General features: G+C 36.6%; 13 protein-coding genes. 5 read left to right on the top strand and 8 right to left on the bottom strand.

The genetic code is table 11. The annotated features are described in order from the left end of the window. Positions 1–42: 42 nt before the first annotated feature. Positions 43–267, top strand: coding sequence for a hypothetical protein (locus HT708_RS02365; protein WP_000040988.1), 225 nt, complete (start codon positions 43–45; stop codon positions 265–267). A gap of 218 nt (positions 268–485) precedes the next feature. Here HT708_RS02365 and HT708_RS02370 read toward each other — a convergent pair whose 3' ends face one another. Next, positions 486–1,199 carry an ORF6C domain-containing protein gene (locus HT708_RS02370; protein ID WP_050207546.1) on the bottom strand — a complete coding sequence of 238 codons (714 nt, stop codon included), beginning with the start codon at positions 1,197–1,199 and terminating at the stop codon, positions 486–488. Between the two features lie 49 nt (positions 1,200–1,248). On the opposite strand from HT708_RS02370, the gene HT708_RS02375 reads away from it, so the two are divergent. Next, on the top strand, positions 1,249–1,629 hold the full coding sequence (locus HT708_RS02375) for a DUF2513 domain-containing protein (RefSeq protein ID WP_172925920.1): 381 nt from the start codon (positions 1,249–1,251) through the stop codon (positions 1,627–1,629). Here HT708_RS02375 and HT708_RS02380 read toward each other — a convergent pair. The 7 genes from HT708_RS02380 to HT708_RS02410 form a co-directional block, all read right to left on the bottom strand. Continuing rightward, complete coding sequence (locus tag HT708_RS02380) at positions 1,603–1,743, bottom strand: hypothetical protein (protein WP_158086467.1); 141 nt, start codon at positions 1,741–1,743, stop codon at positions 1,603–1,605. The genes HT708_RS02375 and HT708_RS02380 overlap by 27 nt on opposite strands. A gap of 33 nt (positions 1,744–1,776) precedes the next feature. Continuing rightward, a complete protein-coding gene (locus tag HT708_RS02385) occupies positions 1,777–1,938 on the bottom strand; it encodes a hypothetical protein (RefSeq protein WP_172922097.1) in 162 nt (53 codons plus the stop codon). A gap of 12 nt (positions 1,939–1,950) precedes the next feature. Continuing rightward, complete coding sequence (locus HT708_RS02390) at positions 1,951–2,148, bottom strand: hypothetical protein (protein ID WP_172922098.1); 198 nt, start codon at positions 2,146–2,148, stop codon at positions 1,951–1,953. A 10-nt stretch (positions 2,149–2,158) separates the two neighbouring features. After that, the gene (locus HT708_RS02395) at positions 2,159–2,356 is read right to left on the bottom strand and encodes a hypothetical protein (RefSeq protein WP_001057655.1); all 198 of its coding nucleotides are present in this window, start codon (positions 2,354–2,356) and stop codon (positions 2,159–2,161) included. An 11-nt stretch (positions 2,357–2,367) separates the two neighbouring features. Next, a complete protein-coding gene (locus HT708_RS02400; protein ID WP_000274132.1) occupies positions 2,368–2,553 on the bottom strand; it encodes a helix-turn-helix transcriptional regulator in 186 nt (61 codons plus the stop codon). A gap of 151 nt (positions 2,554–2,704) precedes the next feature. Then, positions 2,705–2,905 carry a helix-turn-helix transcriptional regulator gene (locus tag HT708_RS02405; RefSeq protein WP_050365350.1) on the bottom strand — a complete coding sequence of 67 codons (201 nt, stop codon included), beginning with the start codon at positions 2,903–2,905 and terminating at the stop codon, positions 2,705–2,707. 197 nt (positions 2,906–3,102) lie between these two features. Further along, complete coding sequence (locus HT708_RS02410) at positions 3,103–3,249, bottom strand: hypothetical protein (RefSeq protein WP_014017253.1); 147 nt, start codon at positions 3,247–3,249, stop codon at positions 3,103–3,105. Between the two features lie 180 nt (positions 3,250–3,429). On the opposite strand from HT708_RS02410, the gene HT708_RS02415 reads away from it, so the two are divergent. The 3 genes from HT708_RS02415 (at position 3,430) to HT708_RS02425 (ending at position 6,928) form a co-directional block, all read left to right on the top strand. Then, positions 3,430–4,233, top strand: coding sequence for a S24 family peptidase (locus HT708_RS02415; protein ID WP_172925921.1), 804 nt, complete (start codon positions 3,430–3,432; stop codon positions 4,231–4,233). Positions 4,234–4,385: 152 nt separating this feature from the next. Further along, positions 4,386–5,417 carry an Abi family protein gene (locus HT708_RS02420; protein WP_172925922.1) on the top strand — a complete coding sequence of 344 codons (1,032 nt, stop codon included), beginning with the start codon at positions 4,386–4,388 and terminating at the stop codon, positions 5,415–5,417. A gap of 365 nt (positions 5,418–5,782) precedes the next feature. After that, positions 5,783–6,928, top strand: coding sequence for a site-specific integrase (locus tag HT708_RS02425; RefSeq protein WP_172925923.1), 1,146 nt, complete (start codon positions 5,783–5,785; stop codon positions 6,926–6,928). Positions 6,929–7,027 lie beyond the last annotated feature (99 nt).

Raw genomic sequence — 7,027 nt, forward strand, 5'->3', positions numbered from 1 at the left:
TCCCGTTTTAGTCAAAAATTTAACAGAAAGGAGGTTCAAAAAATGAGTAAGCTTAGCCATAAGCCAAACCACGTTGTTAAGAAACTAACCTGGGAAAATCTCGATAATATTCTATTATCTAATTTTTCAGAGTCGACTACTGATAAACCTAGCGCAGTAATTCAGTTATCTGATTTTGAAATGTCTAAAACTGAAATTATCGAAGAAGCAACTGCTCAAGGTTATCAAGTTATCGATAATTCTGATGGTTACTTAAAGTTTCTATAACGAATTTTAAAGATGATATATTTGTACGATTTACATCAATATCTCTTTTTAACTTAGCAATCTGATGGTTACTTAAAGTTTCTATAACGAATTTTAAAGATGATATATTTGTACGATTTACATCAATATCTCTTTTTAACTTAGCGATCTGTCTATCAGATTGCTTTTTTCTTTTCCCACTATACGGATATCGTCTTGGTCTCATTTTCTTTCCCTCCCTACGCTTGACTAAATGCGTTCAGTTCCATGATTTTCATCTTGGTATTGGTGCTTGGCTCCCACGTCATCCAGTAAGCTAGAGCGGCATCCGCATGCTTCTTGGGTAGCAAGTCATAGCGACTAATGTTGAAGTGGTCTTTAAAGTCAATCTCAGCTTGTCTAAATACCGACTGAGCAAAAATCTTATCCGCGTAAGCTGGGCTATCAATGCCACCCAGGCAAGCCACAACCCTAGCCTTACGCTTCTTCAGGAGCGACTGAGCATAGCTTGGATGAATCGGTTGCTCACTCTTGAGGTAGTCGATATCTTCCAACATGCTAGTCTGTTGCTCACGCAATTTCTTCTGGCCAGTGAAGAGAGCGATAAAAGCATCCTCGTCCAAATCCTCGCGAATGAAACCACCCTGCTTACGAATAGCTGGCAAGACCTCTGATGTCACCCAGCGCTTGAACTCCTTAGCTTGAGGCAACTTGCTGGATAAGATAAGAGAGTAGAGACCAGATTCGTTGATGATAATAGTATTTTGTGTTCGTCCTAGATTATCGGTGAGTCCGTATTTCACGGAGTCATCTTCATCAACGTGCCGAGAAATTGCGTCCAGAGGTTTAGCATATCCTAAGATATCCGCTACATCCTTCCCGACAAACCAAGGCTCGTCATCAATTGTCAAAGTACGGACTTCCTGCCCGTGAAAATTAAAAATTTCGTTCATAATGTTCCTTTCAAATGTGGTATAATCAAAATAAAACGAGGTAATTCTGATGAAATTAAATCCTGATTGTGTCCGTGATATCCTTTTTGTTGTTGAAGAGTATTCAACATACTCCAATGATGTCTCAGAGGATAAACTATATGAAAAACTTGTTCCAAAATATTCACAAGAAGAGCTACTTTATCATGTCAGACAATGTGAACATAGTGGCTTATTTCTCGACGTACAACATTATTTTGGTGGTTTCTCAATTCAAGATTTATCTCCTTATGGTCATCAGTTCATCAATGATATTCGCCAAGATACCAATTGGAATCGAACAAAAGATATAGCAAAGAATGTTGGTTCTTTTTCACTGGATGTCCTTAAAGATATTTCATCACAAGTTATTACCAACCTCATTTCAAATCAGCTTGGCAATAAATTTTAAGTAGACAGTAGCATGGTGGCTTTCAACCGTGCTTTTTGTTTTGATTGCTTGCACACCTTTTAATTTTTGGTTATTCAAATAAATACCATCTTCTCTTATTTTTAATTCGTTCATAATGTTCCTTTCTAAGTAAAGACTTCTAAAAAATCATAAATTAAATTTATTTCTAATTCTTTCCAGCTCATCATCTTGTATTTTTTTATACTCGTTGATGCGCTTTTTTCTATCTCTTTTGCTAGCGTAGTATGTGGCTAAACCAATAATAAGATTGATTATGACAACAAAGTAAAACCATACTAGTTCTCCCATCTTCCCCTCCTATTAGTGAATTTTTTTGTTAGCAATTCTATCCATTGTATCTAAAGTAAGTTTTTGTATCTCTTTTCGTGCTTGCAATTCATTGTCAAAAAAATTCTCAAGCATTTCGGTCAATCTATTCGAATATCCTCGCAATAGCATTACCGTCACCAAAAATGAAGTAATAGCTGATACAATGACCACATAAAGAAAAACTTCCATCTCCACCCTCCTACTCCAGCACCTTACTGCCGACTACCAATCGTTTAACGACAACGTCCATCTCCTTAAATTCGGCATTCTCTGCACAGTAGCGGACGCTCTCGCTGATGATGTGACAAATAGATACTCCGTATTCGTTCGCCAGCTCCGTAGCGATCTCCCAGGCATCTCTGTCAATCCGTGTTACTTTTTGCGCTGCGTTGTTCATAGTATTTCCTCCTACAACATATCTTCCACCCTACACCCTAGCGCCTTGGCGATGACCACCGCCTGCGACAGCGTCACTGCCTTCAGGTCGTTCTCGATTCGTGACAAGGTCGTGTAGTCTATCAAGGTTCGCTTGGCAAGCTCACGCAAGCCCAGCTTTTGAGCCGTTCTCAGCTCCCTCATTTTCGCTCCATACATTGACTTTTTCCTTTCTACTAATAGGTCTTTTCAAAACTGTTGGTACTTGTCAACAGTTTTGATAGAATTAATTCTATCGATTTTGAAAAAGTTTGACCTTTTTGACTTTTGTTAGATGTACATGAGAATTTCTCAAGTTGTTTTTTTAAAATTAAGCTCCTAGTAAATCTTTGGAGCTTACGCCATATTTCTCATAAATTTTTAAAAGATGTTTTGGCTTAATTTTATAAATATCTTTTTCCCATGATCCAACTGTTTGTGCGCTGACGCCTATACTTGCGCCAAATGCCTCTTGAGATAATTTCCCATTCTTTGCACGAATTTCTGCTATTGTTATTGTTGGTTTAGGCAACTTAGTACCTCCTTTCTAGCAGTCACTAAAAGAACCAATGCCAGATAAATAATGCCCAGATAAGTGCAACAACCAACCAACCAAGCCTATATTTCCAGCGTCCTATTTTTTTATCTTCTGCTTTCATTTTTCTAAAAGACATGCTATAATCGTATTATCAAATAGGGTTTTGGGGCTTACGCCCCTCCCCCTCTCCCTTAGTCTTTAACTAGAGCTAAGAGATATTTGATAATCTCAACTATTGCTGGTATCAATGCTGAGATGATGATTGCCTTGGACTCATTGCTCCAAGGCTTTTTATGTCGCCTGGATTTCTTTGTCCGCTTCATCTTACGACTTAGCATGTCTTTCCTCCTTGTTTTATTTAGTTGATTACCTCAACCATGATTTAATTATACTTGATTTTTTCTCAAGTGTCAATAGTTTACTTGAGATTTTTTCAATTTTTTTGATTTTTTCTATACTGTACTTGATAATTTCTCAAATATATTATAGAATATAGTTGAGAAAAAGAGGTAAAACAAATGGAAAACATACAAGAAATATCTTATAGAATTAGAGAATTACGTTTAGCAAATAATTTAGAACAAACAGAAGTAGCTGATTACTTAGGGTATAAATCAGATACAACGGTCTCGAAATGGGAAAATGGAAAAAATTTGCCAACTGGTGCTAAATTAGTGAAATTAGCAAAACTTTTCAACACAACAACAGATTATATTCTACACGGTAAAGATATAAATACCACAGCGTCCCCAGATTTGCTCACACAGCAGATAACGGACAAGGTGGTACAATTAACCCCAGATAATAAAAAAATCGTCCTACGGACTTCTGAGGAGCTTCTGAAGAGCCAAAAAGCAAACAGCGAGATGTACACAGAGCAAAACGAAGAAGAAACGAAGGTAAACGAAGTGTCGGAAGTTATCAGCTTCTATCAAGTTGAGGTTGTATCTGAGACGGCAGCAGCTTCTGGATTTAACTATGGATTCGGTTACGACGATACAGATAGAGAGACTATAGAGGTTGACGAGCAACCACCACGCCACGATATTGCGACTAAGGTAAGCGGAGACTCCATGCAACCTGACTACCAAGACGGAGACATTCTCTATTTAGTAGACAAAGGACTGACTACCTACAACGGAGACCTAGCAGTTATCGCATACGGAGACCGTTCTTACTTTAAGAAGATCTATACCGAAAACGGACGCTTACGCCTCGTATCACTCAATGACAAGTACGAAGACATCATCCTAGACTTCCCACCAGCCGAAGACACGCACATCAAGATTTATGCAGTTATCGGGGTGTATAGAGGGGAATGAAACCAACTGTTTCCAAAATGGAAATAATTGCTTGACAAAAATATCAAAAGACTCTATAATGTATTTATACGAATTGGTCCGGATGCCCGATGCATCCTACCGAAAGAGTCTCAATACTTATTGAGGCTCTTTCGTGCTTTATAGGAGAAAAAATGAAACCTTTTTCCGATTTTAATAAACAAATTAAAATATTAGAAAATAGAAACTTAACTATTTTAGATAGAAAAGCAGCTAACTTTGCTCTCAGAAACTACGGTTATTACGAAATAGTAAATGGATACAAGATTTTTTTACTTGATTCATCCAAAAAAGTTGAAACATTTTTAAAAAAGGAAACATTTGAACACCTTGTTTCACTTTATAATCTTGACAAACAAATCAGAAGTTTGCTCATGCAAGCGACTTTGGAAGTAGAGTTATCTCTAAGAACAGCCCTAGCTTATACTCTAGCAGAAGATTTTGGTATTTTAGAATCAGATTATCTAGATAGAAAAAATTATAATAAAGGGAAATTTCAACGTAAACACAAAAAATATCAAAGAGATTTTCTTCTGGATATGCTTAAAGACATCGCAGCCAATAGACCTGTAGAGCCTTTAAACTCTTATCGAATCAAACATAAGCACATACCTCCATGGATACTTTTTAAAGAAACAACACTAGGAAATATCACCAATTTTATTAAAATCCTAAAAGGTCCACAAAAAGACAAGATTATTTCTCTTTGTACAGGTCTTTCTAGCTCTCAACTAACACCAGCAGATAAAACTTTATTTATAGAAATACTAGATTTAATATTAGCATTCAGAAATCGTGCTGCTCATGGCGGACGCATGTTTAATTATAAAGCAAGTGCGAGTCTAAGTTACCACAAAAAGTTTCATAACCAAATAAAGATAACACCGGCTGATTACCGAAATGGTAAAGGGCAAAGAGATCTATATACTTTCTTCCATTCTTTAGCCTTATTTGATAACAAAGAAGGCTTTAACTTATTAGAACTATGTCTCTATTCTATAAAGGAGCATGACGCATCATACCCCTCAGATTGGCTAGTTTTAGCCAGCGAAATGGGATATCCAAAAGATGTTTTAAAAACAGATTTACAAAGGCATCGTAATTTTCACAAAAATTACCGTTGGAGATACCTGTGGCATGCTATAAAAAATATATTTAAAAAATAGAAAATAAAAAAATCCCCACAATCTCCAACGGCAAACTTTCAGTGTGAGGACTCAACTTTCCATTTTTGACAAAATGATATATATTTGATAATATATAGTTACTAACCTAGGAGAAATCCTAGTGCAAATAATCTGGTTGGCACAAGCTGCCACGCAGAAACGGTAACTATAAATTTAGTTACCGTTTTTTGTTGAATTAAAAACAAAAAAACTCACACTCGCCATCGCCAAACTTTGAGTGTGAGGATTTAACTTTCCATCTAGCAAGCAATGGAAAGGATGATAAAAAAATACAACTATAGTTTATCATAAGTTCTACACCTTTTCAACTATGCGGGCAAGCAATCGAAAAGAAAGGACTTTTTATGATAAAAAAATACATTACAAAAAAAGGAGAGACTAGATATCTCTTTCAAACATATCTGGGCATAGACCCTGCTACTGGAAAAGAAAAACGCACAACACGGCGTGGTTTTAAAACCATAAAGGAGGCAAAGGCTGCCGAACGTGACCTTCTCTTAGACGTTGAAGAAAATGGTTTTTCAAACAATGAAGATTTCCAGAACCCTACTTTCGCTGAAGTCGCTGAGTTATGGCTTGATAGCTATAAGAGCACTGTGAAACCAACAACCTATCAGAACGTTAAGAAAAAACTTGATGTTATGATTGACTTGTATTTTACAGATATGAAAATCCAGCAGATCAGTGTAGCTTATTGTCAAAAGGTTGCTATCCAGTTAAGTAATCGCTATATCCTCTATGTCAATTACTACTCTGTCATCAGCCGTATTTTCAAGTATGCCACTTCTATTGACATTATTAAGTCAAATCCCTTAGACAAGATTATCAAGCCTAAAAATAGGCCATTGAAGACCAAAGAAAACTACTATACAAAACAGGAGCTAACGGAATTTCTTAAAGTTTGCAGAGTAGATTGTAAGCCTGTAGAGTATACCTTTTATCACTTACTAGCTTTTACTGGTTTAAGGACTGGAGAAGCTATCGGACTCATCTGGTCAGATGTTGATTTTGAAAATAAACGATTGGATATTTCTCGTACGGCTGTCGTTGTTAATAAAAAACAAACTGTTCAGGACCCTAAAACCAAAAAGAGTAAGAGAGTGATCACCTTAGATGATGAAACTCTGAATGTATTGAAATTCTGGAAGCGTCAGCAGATAAAAGAATATTTTCGGGCTAGTGTGCCTTACAAACATGATTCAAATTATATTTTTACGAATAGTTTCGGAGGATGGATTTCTCCTTCAGCTGTTAAAGAGAGACTTAAAAGATTCTTTTGTGAACATAAAGATGTCAAAAAAATCACTCCTCACGGTTTCAGGCACACACACGCTTCTCTCCTATTTGAAGCAGGTGTTACAGCCAAAATCATTTCAGACAGATTAGGTCATAACAATGTTCAAACGACCCTTGATATGTATACCCACATCAATGATAATCAACGTTTTGAAGTCGTTGAGCAGCTCATGGATTTCGTCCGCTCCAGCTAAAAGTAGAGTCGTATTCAATCTCGTATTCACTTTTGGTTGACATGCTAGAAACCCACTGATTTCAAGGGATTAGGAAGACGTGTACTATTTATACCATAA

Origin of the sequence: Streptococcus sp. 3613 (assembly GCF_013277375.1) — a bacterium.
Taxonomy (GTDB): domain Bacteria; phylum Bacillota; class Bacilli; order Lactobacillales; family Streptococcaceae; genus Streptococcus; species Streptococcus pseudopneumoniae.

Bases quoted from the DNA above. Each gene is read 5' to 3' on its own strand.
- HT708_RS02370 (WP_050207546.1), bottom strand. From the start codon at position 1,199: ATGAACGAAATTTTTAATTTTCACGGGCAGGAAGTCCGTACTTTGACA.
- HT708_RS02375 (WP_172925920.1), top strand. From the start codon at position 1,249: ATGAAATTAAATCCTGATTGTGTCCGTGATATCCTTTTTGTTGTTGAA.
- HT708_RS02425 (WP_172925923.1), top strand. From the start codon at position 5,783: ATGATAAAAAAATACATTACAAAAAAAGGAGAGACTAGATATCTCTTT.
- HT708_RS02420 (WP_172925922.1), top strand. From the start codon at position 4,386: ATGAAACCTTTTTCCGATTTTAATAAACAAATTAAAATATTAGAAAAT.
- HT708_RS02400 (WP_000274132.1), bottom strand. From the start codon at position 2,553: ATGTATGGAGCGAAAATGAGGGAGCTGAGAACGGCTCAAAAGCTGGGC.
- HT708_RS02415 (WP_172925921.1), top strand. From the start codon at position 3,430: ATGGAAAACATACAAGAAATATCTTATAGAATTAGAGAATTACGTTTA.
- HT708_RS02380 (WP_158086467.1), bottom strand. From the start codon at position 1,743: ATGAACGAATTAAAAATAAGAGAAGATGGTATTTATTTGAATAACCAA.
- HT708_RS02390 (WP_172922098.1), bottom strand. From the start codon at position 2,148: ATGGAAGTTTTTCTTTATGTGGTCATTGTATCAGCTATTACTTCATTT.
- HT708_RS02395 (WP_001057655.1), bottom strand. From the start codon at position 2,356: ATGAACAACGCAGCGCAAAAAGTAACACGGATTGACAGAGATGCCTGG.
- HT708_RS02410 (WP_014017253.1), bottom strand. From the start codon at position 3,249: ATGCTAAGTCGTAAGATGAAGCGGACAAAGAAATCCAGGCGACATAAA.
- HT708_RS02365 (WP_000040988.1), top strand. From the start codon at position 43: ATGAGTAAGCTTAGCCATAAGCCAAACCACGTTGTTAAGAAACTAACC.
- HT708_RS02385 (WP_172922097.1), bottom strand. From the start codon at position 1,938: ATGGGAGAACTAGTATGGTTTTACTTTGTTGTCATAATCAATCTTATT.